Genomic DNA, 16,233 nt, shown 5'->3' with positions numbered 1-16,233 from the left:
ACGTCGCACCCGGGGCGAACCGCGCCGGGCGGAGTCGGAACTCGACGGCGTGAAAAACGGCAGAACGTGGTGAGAGTCGACGTGAATCGCCGACCGCAGTACCGCTGTCGTGTCGCGTCTTACAGGCGTTCGAGGTTCTTCGCTCGCGGGCCTTTGTCGGCCTGCTCGATCTCGAATTCGACTTCCTGACCCTCTTCGAGGTCGGGGCCGCCGACGTCTTCCATGTGGAAGAACACGTCTTCGTCCGCATCGTCGCTTTCGATGAAACCGTAACCGCCCGTGTCGTTAAAGAACGCAACCGTACCTTTCGCCATTACGCACGGTATATCGCGGAGGAGAGTGATAAGGATTCCGGCGCGGGCTTCGTCAGTCAGACACTCGCCCGTCCGCGGAGTCGGTCGTCAAAGAGAGCACCGAGACGCGGCGGACGGCATCGAAGTCGCGGAGGCGGTAGACGAGGTTTCGGACCCGCTCTGCCGGTCCCTCGCAGAACGCCACTTCGAGACACCACTCGCCGTGGTGGGTGTGACTCGTCGCGTCGATGACCGACTCGAACTCGTGTTGGACGACGTGCAACTCGCCGATGACCGCCTCGTGTTCGTAGTCGAAGACGACGACGGCGGCGATGTCTCCGTCGGCGTCTTCGAGGCGACTGTGCGACTCGACGTACTCTAACATCGCCTCGCGGATTGCGCGCGACCGAGAGTCGATGCCCTCCGCCTGCCAGACGGCGTCGAACGAAGAGAGCACGTCGTCGGGCACGTTCAGACTGGTTCGCATGACCGACGGTCGGCGGCGGAGGACCAAGAAAGAGAGTGGTGCGGACGGCTCGCTCTCTGTCGGCGCTAGTCCGCGGCCGGATTCCGTTGGACGATGGCGAGCCAGAAGTCCTCGACCGACTGGACGAACTCCACGAACTCGTCGGGTTCGACCGGTTTCTGGATGTACGTGTCCGCCTCCAGCCCGTGCGACCGGACCATCTCCTCGCCGAGGTCGGAACTCGTCAGGACGACGACGGGGATGTCGCTCACCTCGGGGTCGTCTTCCAGTTCGGAGAGGACCTTGACGCCGCTCTTTCCGGGCAGTTGCAGTTCCAACAGGATGAGGTCAGGACGCGGCGCGTCCGCGTAGTCGCCGCGTCGGTGGACGTAATCGAGGGCTGACTCGCCGTCGGTCACCGCGTTCAGGCTGTTCAGAATCTTCGCGTCCTTGAACTGCTCTGTGAACAGTCGCGTATCTCCCGGGCTCGGCTCGACGAGCAGAATTTCGATAGGGTCGACTTCCGCGTCGGTGGCCATTACTCTTATCAATCGGTGGGGGGATAAAACGTCGATGTAAGCGAATCTTACCTGTTTCCGTCGCTACGTATCTTCCACCGCCGACGTGCGGGAACGGCGTTATTACGAAACCTCCGAACCCGTCTTAACAGCCGTTTTACGCCACCTGCTCGGATATCTCCTCATGGCGAGTGAACTGACGGGGCTGTTCGTCGGTGCGGTGAGTCTCGGCGTCGTCCACGGCGTCGAACCCGGACACGGATGGCCCGTCGCGGCGGCGTACGCGATGGAAAAGCGGAGAAAGTGGGTCCACGGCGCTCTCGCGGGTATCGTCCTCGGCGTCGGCCACCTCGTCAGCAGTCTCGCGATGGTCGTCGCGTTCTTCGCCGCGAAGTCGTACTTCGACCTCGGTGAGGCGTCGTGGCTTCCGACGGTAGCGGGCGTCCTCTTGATTCTCCTCGGTCTGAACGAACTCCGCGGCGGCGGACGCGGCCACGACCACGAGGACAGTCACGGCCACGTCCACGGCGACGCGTCGCACGACCACTCCGACGGTCACACACACGACGACCACTCCGACGACCACACTCACGACGACGGCTTGTTCACCCGCCTCCGCGCGTTCCTCCCGTCCGGCGGCCACGGCCACGACCACTCGGAACCGGACGACCCCTCGGAGACGACGCTCGCCAGTCTCGCCTCCTTCGCGTTCGTCCTCGGGTTCGCCCACGAAGAGGAGTTCGAGATCATCCTCCTCTGTTCGGGGTCGAACTACTGCCTCGAACTGATGACCGCCTACGCTCTCACCGTCGTCGTCGGCATCGTCGGCCTCACCTTACTCCTCGTGGCGGGGTACTACCGGTACGAAGAACGCGTGGCGGCCGTCGCTCCGTACTTTCCGACGATTTCGGCTCTCGTGCTCATCGGAATGGGGTTGGGGTTCGTCTTCGGCGTCTTCTGACGCTCACTCGCGCGGTTCTCGGCCCAGCGTGTGGAACTCGTCGTTCGGACGCATGTCGGCGAACATCGCCATCCGGTTCGAGAGGTTGAAAAAGGCCGTCACCGCGCCGATGTCCCAGATGGCCTCCTCCGAGTATCCCGCCTCGCGGAGGTGTTCGAAGTCCGCTTCACTCACCTCGGTCGGCCGTTCCGTGAGTTTCACCGCCACGTCCAACATCACGAGGCGTTCGTCGGAGACGTCCGCCGTCCGGTAGTTCGCGACGAGTTGGTCCGCCAGCGTCGGGTCCTCGGCGTAGATGCGGGCGAGTGCGCCGTGGGCGACGTTACAGTAATAGCAGTGGTTGACGCCCGAGACGGCGACGATAATCATCTCCACCTCCTCTCTGTCTAAGGCGGTGTCCTCCACGAGGGCGTCGTGGTAGTCGAAGAACGCCCGGAAGTGACTCGGTTTGTAGGCGAACCCCGCAAAGACGTTCGGCGTAAAGCCCGCACGCTCGGTCTCCTCGTCGATTCGTTCGCGGAGGTCCGAGGGGAGTTCGTCGTACTCGGGGACCGGAAAGCGTCGCATCGCGTCGGATTCGAACTCGACCATACGCGTGTTCTTCCGGGTCGACCCTTAAGGATTCGCCCGCCGGGTCACAACGGGAGAAGCGCCGAGAGGAACCCGTAGAGTGCCCCGCCGAGAATCGTCGCGGCCAAGAGAATCGCGACCCACCGGCGGCCGTTTCCCGGGACGGTCGGCGTCTCGGAGGGGAAGTACGGCGAGAGCGGGTTGTTCTGGTCCGGGTCGCTGTCGCCCATATTCGAACCGTCGGTCTGTCACAGGATTACTGTTTCGGGGCCGCCGAACTGGTCAACGAAGGAGAACGACTATGAGAGCGCGCACGCAGATGCCGGTATGCCCTCCAGTAACCCCACTCGTCGGCGGGTGGTGGCCGCCGGCGGACTCGGATTAGTCGCCTCTCTGGCCGGGTGTTCGCTGAATCGCCGAACGGACGGCGACGACGGCGGCACTTCCCGGCAACTCGCTCTGTCGCTGTCTCGACTCGACGGCTCTCTCCGCGAACGCTACGTCGCGGACCTGACCGAGACGGAACCGGCGTGGGACGAGGCGGCGTTCGACGCGGCACTCGACGGAGAGGAGTTTACCACCCGCCATCACACGCCGTTTCTCGCGCGGGGAGACGACGACCCGACGTACGCCCGCCGGAACGGGACCTACTACCACCTCGATTCGCTCGTCGTCGGCGAGGAGACGGTCGCTCACCCCGTCCTCCGATTGTACGAAGTCGAGTCGGCGGAACGAGACGAGGACGCCCCCGAACCCGTCTCGCTCGGGTCGCTCCCGCGAGTCGACGAACGGGCGGTCCAAATCGCGCACTTCGCGGCGCGGGCGCGGGGGAACGCCGGGGGCGTCCCGCGCGGACTCGTCGAACGCGACGGGTACGTCTACCGAGACGAGGCGGCGGCGTCGGAGAGCGAACTCCTCTCTCCGTCCGGTCCCTCGTACGTCGAACACCGCCGGACCGTCTACGAAGTCGACGTCGCGCGGGAGACGTTTCACGAAACGGTCTACCGGCCGGACGTGGATGCGGTCGCGACGTCCGACTCGGAGATGGAGACGATACTGCGAGCGGAACTCCTCGACGCCCGCCTCGCCCGCGACGACCTGTCGTCGGAGGAACGGGACGTTCTCATCGAAGCGAGGCGACGGGAGGGGTATCGGGAGTCGCACCCCTACTCGGCCGCCTTCGAGTCGGTGCTGAAGAAACTCGGCCACTGGGCCTACCTCGACGGCGACGTCGAGAAGGACGCTGGCGTCGAATCGGGCCTCGAACGGCGATTCCTCGCGTACGACGATAGCTACGTCACGTACACGCTCCGGTTCGTCTCCGGGTCGGACGAGTAGCCTCCGTTCGCCGGACGCGGTTACAGTTTGACCGCGAGAAACAGCGCGCTCGACGCGACGAAGATACCCGACGCGAAGAGGCCGTAGTTCGCCGCGCGACTCTTCGCGGGCCAAAGCGACAGCGAGTAGCGCGACCTCGTGAACGGCCACAGGAAGTTCACGCCCATGGGTGTGATGACGTCCCCGAGGAGGTGCGCGACGACGGTGAGAGCGCCGACCGAAAACCCGAACGCCGGGAGACTGAGACCGAAGACCCCGGGAGCGACGGAGACGCCGAGGTCGGACCCCGCATCGGCGAGGAGGTGACCCGCGCCGGCGAACGCGCCGCCGACGGCGGCGGCGAACAGAAGCGAGTGCGTCGGGCCGCGGTGGGAGACGAACGGCACCCGGTGGTCGACGTCCGGTAGCATCGACAACCCGAGCATCGCCGCGCCCGTGACGAACGCCAACTCCGGTCGTCCGAGGCGGAGGAAGGCGAACCCGAAGGGCGAGAACACCACGAGAGAGACGCCGTAGTGTCCCAGTTGGTACATACCCCCCGTCTGCGAGGCGGCCGGAAAAAGCGACCGGTCTGACGCGGAGACCGTACTGGAAACGGTTATCTCTCGCGGGCGTCTGAGTCGGCTATGTTCGACCCCTTGGTCCGGTCTCTCGACGGCCTCGGCGCGTGGGAGACCACCGCTCTCGTCCTCTGTGTCTCGTTCGGTGCGGCCCTCGCACTGGAGTTCGTCGTCATCCGCGCCGCCCGTCGATACGTGACGCACACGGACACCGAGTACGACAACATCGTCCTCGCGGAACTCCGGGTTCCGGTCGTCCTCACGGCGGCACTCGCCGGCGTGTTCGTCCTGACGCAGGTGCCGTCGGTCCGAACCGCCGTGGTGGTCGACCCCGCCCTCGTAGAGCGTTTCTTCGGCCTCCCCTCGCTTTCTCTCATCGTCGTCGTCTGGGCAGTCGCCGCGAACCGAATCGTCAATCGAATCGTCGACTCCGTCTCGAAGGCGGGCGGCCGGTACGACTTCGCGCCGGTGTTCTCGAACGTCTGGACGCTTCTCGTCGTCGGCGGTGCCGCCGCGACGCTCCTTTGGCTTTGGAACGTCGAGATTACGCCGCTTCTCGGCGCGGCGGGCGTCGCCGGTATCGCCGTCGGGTTCGCCGCCAAGGACACCGTCGCGAACTTCTTCGGGGGGATAGCGCTCTACTTCGACGACACGTACAAGATAGGCGACTACATCGTCCTCGACGACGGCACCGCCGGAACCGTCGTCAAGGTGGGAATCCGCTCGACGACGCTTCTCACGCGCGACGAACTGCTGGTGACGGTGCCGAACTCCGTCCTCAACGCCGCGAAGATAACGAACGAGTCCGCCCCGAAGCGTCGGCGCCGGATTCGCGTCCCGATAGGCGTGGCCTACGGGACGAACGTGGACGCCTTCGAGGAACTCGGCATCTCCGTCGCCCTCGCGGCGGACGTCGTCCTCGACTCGCCGAAACCGCGCATGCGATTCCGCCGGTTCGGCGACTCCGCGTTGGAGTACGAACTGCTCTGTTGGGTCAACGGCCCGACGCGCCGCCGCCGCGCCCAACACGAACTCAACCGAGCGCTCTACGAGGCACTCCTCGATGCGGATATCGAGATTCCGTATCCCAAGCGCGACGTGACGGTCCGGCGGGAAGATATCGGCGACGGCGTCCCCGCCTCCGCCGCGAACGGCGACGGCGTCGAGACGAACGTCGTCGCGGACGGTGACTCCGCCGGCGAGGGACTCCACAAACGGTAACGTCGCTGAGGCCCGAACGGTCGTATGGTCGCGCCGATGCAGTCGGGCGTCGCAGAAGCGATAGACGCCGTCATCAACACGTTCGGCCCGTTCGTCGTCCCGGTCGCGTTGTTCGCGGCGGGAGTCGTCGGCTACCTGTTTTTGCTGACTATCGGGCGCGCGGGCGTCGAAGACGACGCCTCGGGGGAGAACGCAGAGCGCCTGGTGGACGAACCCGGTGCCGCCGCCAGCGACCCGACGACCGACGAAGACGACAGCGACCGCTCCGAGGACGCCTAACGCCCCGTCTCGGCGTCCTGCCGCCGCCTCGACGCGGACGTGTCAGACGTCGCATCTCCCGACGCGAGAACGGGGCCGCGACCCCCGAAGATCCGTCGGAACGTGTGAACGTAGAATAGTATTTGAACCGAACGTTTATGTTCGAACCCGCTGTTCGGATGTACGAGTCATTATCATGCACGGGCCGGACTCTATCGCGGACATCACGCGCCAGACCGACGACGCGGTGAGTCGAAACATCGCCGCGGGGGTCGCTCTCTCGGAGGTGTTGCGGACGACGCTCGGACCGAAGGGACGAGACAAGATGCTCGTCGGGGACGGGACGGTCGTTCTGACCAACGACGGCGCGAGCATCGTCGATCGGATAGACGTCGAATCGCCGGCGGCGAACGTCGTCGCGGGCGTCGCTCGGTCGCAGGGCGGCGAAGTCGGCGACGGGTCGACGTCCGCAATCGTCCTCGCGGGGGCGTTGCTGAAGGAGGCAGAGAGCCTCCTCGAAGAGGGGTTCCACCCGACTACGGTCGTCACCGGCTACCGGACGGCGTCGAGACGCGCGCGCGATACGCTCGCCGACGTGGCGTCGGTGGCGGACCCCGAGGACCGGTCGGTGCTCCGGGACGTGGCGGCGGCGACGATAACCGGACGCTGGGATGAGGAGCGTTCGACGTTCCTCGCCGACCTCTCGGCGCGGGCGTACCTCGCGGTTCGAGGCGACGACGGTCCGCGCCTCGGCAACGTCACCGTCCACGGCGTCCCGGGTGCGGCGACGACCGATTCGGAACTCCTCGACGGTCTGGTCGTCGATACCGACCGGTCGTCGACGTCCCTGTCCGACGTGCCGGAACCCGCGCCCCGTCGGGTGACGGATGCCCGCGTCGCAATCGTCGACGACCAACTCACCGTCCGGGAACCGGACGCCACGTCGGGGTACACGTTCGAGGACGCCGAGGACCTCCGACGGGCACAGGAGTTCGAGACGGACGAGTACCGGCGGTACGAACGGGCACTCACCACGCGCGGCGTCGACGTCCTGTTCTGTCAGAAGTCGGTCGACGAACGACTGCGTGCGCGACTCGCCAGAGAGGGTATTCTCGTCTTCGAGCGGACCCGACAGGACGAGGTTCGCAAACTCGAACGCGCGACGGGTGCCTCGGCGGTCATGCGCCTCGAGGACCTCTCTGCGGAGTCGGTCGGGAGGGCCGACGCCGTCGTGCGAACGGAACTCGCCGGGACGGAGTTCGTGACGGTCCGAGAGGCGTCGTCCTCGCAGGTGTCTCTCTTGCTCCGCGGCGGCACCGACCACGTCGTCGACGAGACGGAGCGAATCGTCGTCGACGCCGTCTCGCTTCTCGCGACGTTCGAGGACCGTCCGCGACTCGTTCCCGGCGGCGGGGCGACGGAGATAGCACTCGCGCGCGACCTGCGGTCGTACGCGCCGACGGTCGCCGGGCGAGAGCAGTTCGCCGTCGAGGCGTTCGCCGACGCCCTCGAACGGATACCGTTCACGCTGGCTCAGAACGCCGGTATGGACCCTATCGACGCGCTGTTGGAACTCCGGCGTCGGCACGACGGCGGCGACGGCGGCGTCGGCGTCGCCGCCGATGACGGTACCATCGACGACGTAACCGCGCGGGGGGTGTCCGAACCGCTCCGACTGAAAGACCGCGTCGTCGCCAACGCGACGGACGCCGCCGGGTTCCTCCTCCGTATCGACGAGATCATCCAGACGAACAAATCGCCCAGCAGCCACGGTTCCGAGGAGGGTCACGACCACGACCACAGTCACGCGGGCGGCGGACTCCGAAGCGACCCGCACGGCTACCCGTGGGCGATCGGGCATTGAAAAAGGGGGTCGAAACGGGGTCGCCGGTCAGTCGGGCGTCGCGGCCGTCCCACGGGACTTGCTCTCGACGTCGCCGAGGTTGTCCGGGTCGATATCGAAATCGAACGCCTCCTGCGGAACCGACACCGTCACGCAGGTGTTCGGAAGGTCGACGATGCCCGCGATTCTGCTCTCGACGGGAATCGTGCTGAGAGAGAGGTACGCCTGTTCGGACGTGTACCCGAAGTTGGTCAGGTAGTCTATCGCGTCGAGACACGCCCGGCGCATGCCGATGTTCGCGTTCTTGTAGTGCTGAGTGCCGTCTTCGGCGACGGAGTAGCCCTCGAACGTGAGGTAGTCGGTGAAGTTCGGTTCGACGTTCCCGGGTTTGAAGATGGGATGGTCGACGCCGAACTGTTCCATCCCGTTCTTTATCACGTCGACTTTGAAATCTATCCACCCGGCCATCTCGATGGCCCCGCAGAACGTTATCTCGCCGTCGCCCTGCGAGAAGTGGAGGTCGCCGGTGATGAAGTTCGCACCCTCGACGAACACCGGGAGGTAGACTCTCGACCCGCGACTGAGGTTCTTGATGTCGCAGTTGCCCGCGTTCTCGCGCGGCGGGATGGTGCGGGCGGCCTCCTTTTTTGCCTCCTCTACGTCCTCGTCGTCCATGTCCCCGAGCAGGACGTTCTCCGGTTCCGGCGGGAGTGCCAGAGGCGGTTCCTCCTCGTGCGTCTCGTGGTTGACCGCCGTGTCCGCCTCGGGGCCCCTGTCGATGAGCGCCTGTTCTCTCTCGTTCCACGTTTCGAGGAGTTCGTGCGACGGTGCGGTGCCGAGGATGCCGGGGTGTGTCATCCCCGCGAAGTCGACGCCCGGGATGTGACGCGAGTGCGTGTAGACGCCGTCGAGTTCCCAAATCGCCTTGCGGGCGTCCGAGAAGTGATCCGTGAGAAAGCCGCCGCCGTTGTCCAAGTCGAAGATGCCGGTGAATCCCCACTCGTGGTCCGGGAACGCGCCGATGTCCAAGATATCGACCACGAGGATGTCGCCGGGTTCGGCGCCCTCGACTTCGATGGGTCCGCTCAGATGGTGGTTCGGGGTCAGGTCCATGTCGCGGATGTCGTTTGCGCTGTCGTCGTTTTCGACCTGCCCGCCTGTCCAGTCGAGACACTCGACGCGGAACTTCTCGCCCGGTTCGACGCTCGACGCCGGCGGCGTGTCCGGATGCCACCGATTGACTATCGGATCTGGCTGTTCTTCCACCGGGGCGTCCGTGTCCACCTCGAAGACGGTCTCTGGCATAGTCCGTGATAACAAACATCACGGAATGACATATAGGTAGTGATCTACTATCTCAATTGACATTTACTCGCTGCGGCGTGTCCGCTCTCGGCGAGGAGGGCGGCTCGGTTTTAAGCCCGACCGAGTCGTTTGTTGTCGAGAGACATGAACGAATCCGAGGAGACGGACGTTCGGACGTGCATCGACCTCTACACGACCGTCTGGGACCTGTTTCGGACCCGGACGTTCGGTCGCGAGGAACTGGGTCGAACGCTCCTCGAACGCGACGGCCACCGGCGCGTCGCGGCGGACGCCGACCTGCGGGCGGTTCTCTCTCGACTGGTCGAGTTCGGATTGCTCGAAACCCGACCCGACGGATTTCGGGTCGCGGTCCGACCCGACGACGTCGCGGCGGAGATGCCGGAGTCGGCGTCGCTTCGGACGGAGGCCGTTCGACGACTCGTTCGCTCCTCGCTCGGAGGGGATTCGACCGACGGAGACGGCGACCCGACGCTCTCGCGGGACGACGAGTCGTACGCGGTGGTCGAACTCGGCGCCGACGAGGCGGTCACCTCGGGCGTTCGGCGAGTGGCGTCCGCCGCCGAGGGGAGCGACCACCGGGGCGTCGTCGTCGCCACGCCCGGGACGAACGCCGACGCCGCCCAACGAGTCGGAGACCGGTTGACCGAGAAGCACCGCGAGTGGGAGAAAGCCGGGTCGAACGTGGTGACCGGGGCGACGGACGACGACGAACTCGTCTTTCGGCTCTATCTCGACTACCTGCCGGACGAGTCGGGCGGGGAGTAGCCCGTCCGTGACGTGACGCGCGGACGGGGCCGAATCACCCGAGGAGGCGCGCGAGTCCGAGAGCCAACGCGATGGCCGCGAGGGCCCCGAGAAGGTTCGCAGTCGCGTACCACCCCGCGAGGAGGCGGTCACCGCTCTCCCACAGCCCGACCGTCTCGACGGAGAACGACGAGAACGTCGTGTACGACCCGCACGCTCCGGTCCCGACGGCGTAGAGGACGGCGTCTCCCGCGCCGAGAAACGTCACGAACCCGAGGACGAAACTCCCGACGACGTTCACCGCGAACGTCCCGTACGGAAACTGCCGGTCGCCGACGGCGTCGCCGACGTACTGGTTCGTTCCGTACCGCAGGAGGGCCCCGACGGCCGCGCCCGCGCCGACGAGGTAGGCGGGGTTCGTCACGATTCGCTCCCCGTCGCCGCTACCTTGCGGGCGATTTCTCGCCCGACGAGGACGGCGACGAACCCGACGCCGTAGTTCGCGACGACGTTGAGGACGCCCAAGAGCGGCGTCGCCTGTACGGTCTCCAACGCGAACGTGCTGTACGTGGTAAACGAAGAGAGAAAGCCCGTCGAGGCGACGTACCCCGTCTCCTCTGCGATGACGCCGACGAGTTCGGCTTCGTACGCGAAGAAGCCGAGGGCGAGACAGCCGAGAACGTTCGCCGCGAACGTCCCGGCCAGTCCCGGCAGGGAGACTGCGAGAAACTGTCTGAGATTCGCACCCGCGAACCCGCCGATGGCGATGAGGAGAACGATCTCCGCCGTCCGAAGCCGCGTCGATGCCGTCTGACTCATGCACGTACCGTCTCGTCGCTCCGTTTTGACCGTTTCTCAGTCGCGACCGCTCTCCCGACGACTCGACGCCCGTTACTCCGCCCCCTCGAACGGGTAGCTGAGCCCCGTCGGGTAGGGGCTCTCGTCGGTCGTATCGAGCGTGAGCGCGATACAGAACCGGTCCAGGGCGACTTCGAGACTCACGAACAACAGCAGTTCGACGACTGCGGACTCGCCGAACGTCTCCCGCAGGGAGTCGAACCGGTCGTCGGTGAGCCGGTGGGGGTCCCCAGAGAGCAGTTCGGCCAGTTCGACCGCTTGCCGTTCGCGTTCGTCGAGTCGTTCCGTGTCCACGTCGCCGAAGACGGCCTCCTCTTTCGGCGCGACGTCGTCTTCGACAGCCCGCGTCCGAACCGTCGCGCAGTACGCACACCGGTGGGCGTCTGCGACCTTCAGACGGACGAGTTCCAACAGTTCGGGCGAGAGCGACTCGCTCTGCGGGAACTGACCCAGAACGTCGACGAGTCCCCGACACAGTTCCGGCTGGTGTGCCATGGCGCCGAAGAACGCCGAATCGCCGTACCACCCCTCCCGCGCCTCCTCCAGTAGGTCCACCACCCACTCTTCCGTCGCCGTCTCCTCGGACACCGGTTCGATGCGTGATGTCATACCACTCGGTGTGGCTCGGCCGGCGTAAAAACTCTCGCCTGCTTCGTCCGCCCGTAGACTGCGGGATTTCGGCCTCGATTCCTTCGACAACGGTCGTATCGTTTGTCCTGAAAAAGATATATATGTCACCGAATTGAGTATAACACGACTCCGTATCGGCGTTCGAAGGTGCGGGGGTGAGACAACGTGCCACTGTACAGCGTACTCGGGATGGGACTGCTGTTCGTCGGCGGCGTCCTGTTCGTCAACGGACTCTGGTTGCTCGGAAACGGGGCGGACGAAGACGTGGCCGTCTTCAACTTCCTCACCGGGCTTATCACCTTCCTCATCGTGCTTTGGTGGGGGTTCGGCGGGGACGCCTCGGAGGGGACGCCGTTCAACGCCGCGGGGACGATGCTGTTTTCGTTCACCTACCTCTGGATAGGGGCGAACGCGTATCGCGGCGTCGAAGACCAACGCTCCTTCGGGTGGTACTGCGCGTTCGTCGCGTTGACCGCGATTCCGACGGGGTATCTCGTCTTGCTCACCGGTGACCTGGGACTCGCTATCCTCTGGTGGGTGTGGGCGGTGCTTTGGGCCGCCTTCTTCGTCCTCCTCGGACTGGAACGCGCCGAGTACACCGGGCCAGTCGGGTGGTTTACCGCCGCCGTCGGCGTTCTGACGGCCGTCGCGGGGTATCTGATGGCCGCCGGATTCTGGCCGTGGCCGTAACATACATTCGTTTATTCTTAAATAAATTTTAAATCAGGTAGAGCTGTATCTATACTGGGACTCACGCCCCACGTTACCAATGCCCGAAGTAAAATTCGAAGTCGACGTAGACAGCCCTCCGGACGAGCAACCCGGGCCGAATCCGTTCAACAGGTGGCACCCCGACATTCCGGCGGTCGTCGAGGTAGACCCCGGCGAGACGGTTCGACTCGAAGCGCTCGACTGGACGGGGGGGCAGATTCAGGACAACGACAACCCGAACGAGGTTCGCGACGTGGACCTCAGTCAGGTGCACTATCTCGCGGGTCCGGTCCACGTCAACGGCGCGGAACCCGGAGACCTGTTAAAGGTCGATTTCCACGACATGGGACCGCTCAACGGACGCTCGGAGTTCGGATTCACCGGCACGTTCTCCCAGCAGAACGGCGGCGGCTTCCTCACGGACCACTTCTCGGACGCGGCCAAGTCCATCTGGGACTTAGACGGCTACGAGGTGTCGTCCCGCCACGTTCCCGACGTTCGCTACCAGGGGAAGATCCATCCCGGCCTCGCCGGATGCGCCCCGAGCCAAGAACTCCTCGAAGAGTGGAACGAGAGAGAACAGGAACTCATCGACAAACACGAAGCGGACCCCGAATCGATTCACAACCACCCGACCGGCGAAGTGGAACCTCCCGTCGCGAACCCGCCGACGACCGAGGGGGCGTTGATGGGCGAGATGGACCCCGAGGAGGCGGAGAACGCGGCCGAGGAGGCGGCTCGGACCGTCCCCCCGCGAGAACACGGCGGCAACCACGACATCAAGGACCTCTCTATCGGGTCGACGGTGTACTTCCCGGTGTACGTAGAGGGCGGGAAGTTCGGCGTCGGCGACTTCCACGCCTCCCAAGGCGACGGCGAGGTGACGTTCTGCGGGGCCATCGAGATGGCCGCGTACATCGACCTCTCGTTCGACCTCGTGAAAGGCGGGATGGACGAGTTGGGCGTCAGCCACCCCATCTTCGAACCGGGGAACCGCGGCCCCAACTTCGAGGACTACGTCACCTTCTGTGGGTACTCCGTCACCGAAGACGGCGAGCAACACTACATCGACTCGCACGTCGCGTACCGCCGGGCGTGTCTGCAGGCCATCGACTACCTGAAGAAGTTCGGCTACACCGGCCAGCAGGCGCTTCACATCCTCGGGACCGTCCCCATCGAGGGGCGGCAAAGCGGCGTGGTCGACGTCCCCAACGCGTGTTCGACGCTCGCGATTCCGAAAGGGGCCTTCGAGTTCGACCTCTCGCCCGGCGGAATCGACGCGGCGGAGGACAGGGGTGACCTCGTCGTCACCGACGACCCGCTCGGATAGCTCTCGGCGGACGGCAGCGACCGAACCGGGCGAGTCGGAGACGCCGCCCGTCTCCGCCTCTACCGGTTCCACGGCGCGTCGTCGGGGTCGATGATGCGTTTCTCGCGGTCGATGTCCGCGATGCGGTCGATATCCTCCTCGTCGAGTTCCACGTCGCGCGCCGCGAAGTTCTCCGCGATGTGGTCGCCCGTCGCCTTCGGAATCGGGACGACCGACTCTTGGGCCATCGCCCACGCGAGACACACCTGCGCGGGCGTCGCGTCGTGTTTCTCCGCGATATCGACCAGCGTCGGGTCGTCGAAGAACTCCCCCCGGCCGAGGGGGGCGTACGAGACGAGCGAGTAGCCGTGGTCTCTGGCGTCCGCGCGGAGTTCGTCCTGCCTGAGGAGGGGATGGCACTCGACTTGGTGTGCGGCGACGGGCGAGTCGAGAACCTCCCGCGCCTCCGCGAGGAGTTCCGGCGTGAAGTTGCTCACGCAGACGTGGTCGACGAGGCCCCTGTCTGCGAGTTCGTCGAACGCCGGGAGCGTCGTCTCCGCGTCGTACGCCGAGGTCGGCCAGTGGACGTAGAGCATCTCGACGGAGTCGACGCCGAGACGGTCGAGACTCTCCTCTGCCGTCCGCCGGACGTCTTCGGGCGCGAGGTTGTCCGGGTGGATTTTCGTCGCGATGACCACCTCGGAACGGTCGACGTCGCTCCGCCGGACGCCCTCGCCGACGGCCGCCTCGTTGTCGTACATCTGGGCGGTGTCGACGTGGCGGTAACCGCGGTTCAGCGCCGCCGCGACGCTCTCTGTGCACTCCTCTAGGTCGTCGTTGCCGGAGGTACCGAATCCGATGTCGGGTAAATCGAAGGCTGTCACGTCGTACGGGACGGCGCGGCAGGTCAAAGAACTGGGGGAGAGTCGAGACGGCGGGCGCGTCACTCCGCTACTACCGTCCCCTCCATCCCGGCGGCCTCGCGGGGGACGCGGTAGCAGGGTCGGGCTGACCCGAAGTATCGCCGGGTCGTCAGTCCGCGTTCCGCGGGTCCTCCGCGCTCCGGACGAAGCGGTCGTACGCCGAAGCGAAGTCCTCGTCGGCCTCTGCGGACTCCTCCCACTCCTCTAAGCCGCGTTCCTCGCGGGTGCCCTCGACGGTGTTGTCGAGGACGAACGCGAACAGGCCGCCGACGGCCATCCCGGTCGAACCGATGACGAAGACGGTGTGAGAGACGACCTGACTCCCGATGACCGGGCCGAACAGCCAGACGCCGCGCATTCCCTCTTGGAACGCCTGTGCGGACCCGACGTTGCCCATATACGAGGGGACGGCGAGTCCGACGAACAGGGCGACGCCGACGATGAAGACGTTCCGCGAGGAGTCCAGATCGACGTACTTCAGATTCGAGAGGCCGACGGCGACTATCTGTCCGAACATGGCGATGTAGAGGCCGCCGACGATGGGGTCCGGGATGGTGGCGACGAGTTGGCCGAAGTAGCCGACGAACCCGACGACGAGCATCACCGCCGCGCCGATTTGGACGACGTAGCGCGAGGCGACGCCGGTCAGCCCTATCGCGCCGATGTTCTCGGAGTAGGACGTGGAACCGCTCCCGCCCATGACGCCGGAGAACACGTTCATCAGTCCCTCCATGCCGATGCCGTGGTTGATGCGCTTCTCGGATGGCGCGCCGACGCCCGAGAGGCGCGCGACGGCGTGGTAGTCGCCGAGCGACTCTATCATGGAGGCGGCGACGCCCGCGAGCATTCCGACGAAAAAGGAGGCGGTGAACTGCGGGACGCCGAACGCGACGGACCCGACGACCGGAAGCCCCACGGTCATCGTGTTCGGTCCCCCGGCGAAGCCCCACTGGAACGGGTAGATGGGGACGAACGCCGGTGCCGAAAGCACCATCTCGAAGTCCACGTACCCCGCCGTTCCGGGCGCGTAGACCCCGGTGGCCGAGAGGACGGCCGCGAGGACGTACGCGGCGACGATGCCGAGAAGCACCGGAAACAGTTGGAACACGCGGTGGGAGGTGTCGAAGTACTGCGAGAACAGGACGATGAGAAGCAGGGTGAACGCGAGGAGCCAGACGTTGCCTCCGGCGGACGTCACCTGCGGCGTGTCGAAAAGCGAGAGACCGATGAGCGCGATCGTCGGCGCGATGACGACGGGCGAGAGATACGACCGGAGTTTCCCGAGCAGTCCGAAGTAGCCCACGGCAATCTCGACGACTGCGGCCGCGATGATGGCTCCCTGCAGTTGGAGCAGCGCCGTCTGCCACGCCGGACCGGCGGGGTCCGTCGCCGTCACGACGCCGACGACGGCGAGTGCGGGCGCGAGCATCGAGAACGGCGCGCCCTGCACGATGGGGTAGCGGTTCCCGAACGTCGTCTGTGCCAGCGTCGCCACGCCGGAGACGACGAAGAACGTCCCGACGAACCGCGGGACGATATCCGCGGGCATACCGAGTGCGCCCGCGAGGATGAGGGGGACGGCGATGTTCGCGCCGACCATCGTGAGGTAGTGTTGGACGCCGAGAAAGAGCGAGGTTCCGAGCGGTGGTTTGTCTTCGATACCGAATTCGACGAACGACGAGTCGTCCCCGCGACTCATCTGTC

General features: G+C 65.7%; 20 protein-coding genes. 8 read left to right on the top strand and 12 right to left on the bottom strand.

All coding sequences use genetic code 11. From position 1 onward, the window contains the following. Window positions 1-119: 119 nt before the first annotated feature. From BM167_RS06085 to BM167_RS06075, 3 genes are all read right to left on the bottom strand, one after another. Entirely contained in the window at window positions 120-314 is a 195-nt protein-coding gene (locus BM167_RS06085; protein WP_092890212.1) for a cold-shock protein, read from the bottom strand. 52 nt (window positions 315-366) lie between these two features. Beyond that, window positions 367-780 (bottom strand): CopG family ribbon-helix-helix protein, encoded by a 414-nt coding sequence (locus BM167_RS06080; RefSeq protein ID WP_092890209.1) that lies wholly within the window; start codon window positions 778-780, stop codon window positions 367-369. 65 nt (window positions 781-845) lie between these two features. Beyond that, window positions 846-1,298 (bottom strand): response regulator, encoded by a 453-nt coding sequence (locus BM167_RS06075; RefSeq protein ID WP_092890206.1) that lies wholly within the window; start codon window positions 1,296-1,298, stop codon window positions 846-848. Window positions 1,299-1,461: 163 nt separating this feature from the next. Here BM167_RS06075 and BM167_RS06070 point away from each other — a divergent pair, with 163 nt between their 5' ends. After that, a complete protein-coding gene (locus tag BM167_RS06070; protein WP_092890203.1) occupies window positions 1,462-2,238 on the top strand; it encodes a hypothetical protein in 777 nt (258 codons plus the stop codon). Between the two features lie 3 nt (window positions 2,239-2,241). Here the strand turns inward: BM167_RS06070 and BM167_RS06065 are convergent, their stop codons facing one another. Together BM167_RS06065 and BM167_RS18345 are read right to left on the bottom strand one after the other, a co-directional pair. Then, window positions 2,242-2,829, bottom strand: coding sequence for a peroxidase-related enzyme (locus tag BM167_RS06065; protein ID WP_092890200.1), 588 nt, complete (start codon window positions 2,827-2,829; stop codon window positions 2,242-2,244). 44 nt (window positions 2,830-2,873) lie between these two features. Further along, a complete protein-coding gene (locus BM167_RS18345; RefSeq protein ID WP_177213289.1) occupies window positions 2,874-3,038 on the bottom strand; it encodes a hypothetical protein in 165 nt (54 codons plus the stop codon). A gap of 97 nt (window positions 3,039-3,135) precedes the next feature. Here BM167_RS18345 and BM167_RS06060 point away from each other — a divergent pair, with 97 nt between their 5' ends. After that, entirely contained in the window at window positions 3,136-4,146 is a 1,011-nt protein-coding gene (locus BM167_RS06060; protein ID WP_177213288.1) for a hypothetical protein, read from the top strand. Window positions 4,147-4,166: 20 nt separating this feature from the next. On the opposite strand, the gene BM167_RS06055 is transcribed toward BM167_RS06060, so the two are convergent. Further along, the gene (locus tag BM167_RS06055) at window positions 4,167-4,679 is read right to left on the bottom strand and encodes a metal-dependent hydrolase (protein WP_092890197.1); all 513 of its coding nucleotides are present in this window, start codon (window positions 4,677-4,679) and stop codon (window positions 4,167-4,169) included. 93 nt (window positions 4,680-4,772) lie between these two features. On the opposite strand from BM167_RS06055, the gene BM167_RS06050 reads away from it, so the two are divergent. The 3 genes from BM167_RS06050 (at window position 4,773) to thsA (ending at window position 8,049) form a co-directional block, all read left to right on the top strand. Then, window positions 4,773-5,927 carry a mechanosensitive ion channel family protein gene (locus BM167_RS06050; protein ID WP_092890194.1) on the top strand — a complete coding sequence of 385 codons (1,155 nt, stop codon included), beginning with the start codon at window positions 4,773-4,775 and terminating at the stop codon, window positions 5,925-5,927. Window positions 5,928-5,951: 24 nt separating this feature from the next. After that, window positions 5,952-6,206, top strand: coding sequence for a hypothetical protein (locus BM167_RS06045; protein ID WP_092890191.1), 255 nt, complete (start codon window positions 5,952-5,954; stop codon window positions 6,204-6,206). Window positions 6,207-6,381: 175 nt separating this feature from the next. Then, window positions 6,382-8,049: a thermosome subunit alpha gene (gene thsA / locus BM167_RS06040; protein WP_092890188.1), complete on the top strand. Its 1,668-nt coding sequence runs from the start codon at window positions 6,382-6,384 to the stop codon at window positions 8,047-8,049. A 27-nt stretch (window positions 8,050-8,076) separates the two neighbouring features. Here thsA and fmdA (BM167_RS06035) read toward each other — a convergent pair whose 3' ends face one another. Next, complete coding sequence (gene fmdA, locus BM167_RS06035) at window positions 8,077-9,333, bottom strand: formamidase (protein ID WP_092890185.1); 1,257 nt, start codon at window positions 9,331-9,333, stop codon at window positions 8,077-8,079. 144 nt (window positions 9,334-9,477) lie between these two features. Here fmdA (BM167_RS06035) and BM167_RS06030 point away from each other — a divergent pair, with 144 nt between their 5' ends. Beyond that, on the top strand, window positions 9,478-10,119 hold the full coding sequence (locus tag BM167_RS06030) for a hypothetical protein (protein WP_092890182.1): 642 nt from the start codon (window positions 9,478-9,480) through the stop codon (window positions 10,117-10,119). Between the two features lie 34 nt (window positions 10,120-10,153). On the opposite strand, the gene BM167_RS06025 is transcribed toward BM167_RS06030, so the two are convergent. From BM167_RS06025 to BM167_RS06015, 3 genes are all read right to left on the bottom strand, one after another. Further along, on the bottom strand, window positions 10,154-10,522 hold the full coding sequence (locus BM167_RS06025; protein WP_092890179.1) for a fluoride efflux transporter FluC: 369 nt from the start codon (window positions 10,520-10,522) through the stop codon (window positions 10,154-10,156). Continuing rightward, the gene (locus BM167_RS06020) at window positions 10,519-10,917 is read right to left on the bottom strand and encodes a fluoride efflux transporter FluC (RefSeq protein WP_092890176.1); all 399 of its coding nucleotides are present in this window, start codon (window positions 10,915-10,917) and stop codon (window positions 10,519-10,521) included. Before BM167_RS06020 ends, BM167_RS06025 begins: the two co-directional genes overlap by 4 nt. 72 nt (window positions 10,918-10,989) lie before the next feature. Beyond that, window positions 10,990-11,565 (bottom strand): carboxymuconolactone decarboxylase family protein, encoded by a 576-nt coding sequence (locus BM167_RS06015; RefSeq protein ID WP_092890174.1) that lies wholly within the window; start codon window positions 11,563-11,565, stop codon window positions 10,990-10,992. 186 nt (window positions 11,566-11,751) lie between these two features. Between BM167_RS06015 and BM167_RS06010 the strand changes: the two genes are divergently transcribed. Further along, window positions 11,752-12,276, top strand: a complete 525-nt coding sequence (locus BM167_RS06010; RefSeq protein ID WP_218153766.1) for an AmiS/UreI family transporter — start codon at window positions 11,752-11,754, stop codon at window positions 12,274-12,276. 79 nt (window positions 12,277-12,355) lie between these two features. Beyond that, complete coding sequence (gene fmdA / locus BM167_RS06005; RefSeq protein ID WP_092890169.1) at window positions 12,356-13,627, top strand: formamidase; 1,272 nt, start codon at window positions 12,356-12,358, stop codon at window positions 13,625-13,627. Between the two features lie 59 nt (window positions 13,628-13,686). On the opposite strand, the gene BM167_RS06000 is transcribed toward fmdA (BM167_RS06005), so the two are convergent. Both BM167_RS06000 and BM167_RS05995 read right to left on the bottom strand, forming a co-directional pair. After that, window positions 13,687-14,490, bottom strand: coding sequence for an aldo/keto reductase (locus BM167_RS06000; protein WP_092890165.1), 804 nt, complete (start codon window positions 14,488-14,490; stop codon window positions 13,687-13,689). Window positions 14,491-14,638: 148 nt separating this feature from the next. Next, window positions 14,639-16,228, bottom strand: coding sequence for a uracil-xanthine permease family protein (locus BM167_RS05995; protein WP_092890162.1), 1,590 nt, complete (start codon window positions 16,226-16,228; stop codon window positions 14,639-14,641). Between the last annotated feature and the right edge of the window lie 5 nt (window positions 16,229-16,233).

It is taken from the genome of Halopelagius inordinatus (assembly GCF_900113245.1).
Taxonomy (GTDB): Archaea; Halobacteriota; Halobacteria; order Halobacteriales; family Haloferacaceae; genus Halopelagius; species Halopelagius inordinatus.
This window is presented reverse-complemented; position numbering and strand designations above follow the sequence as displayed.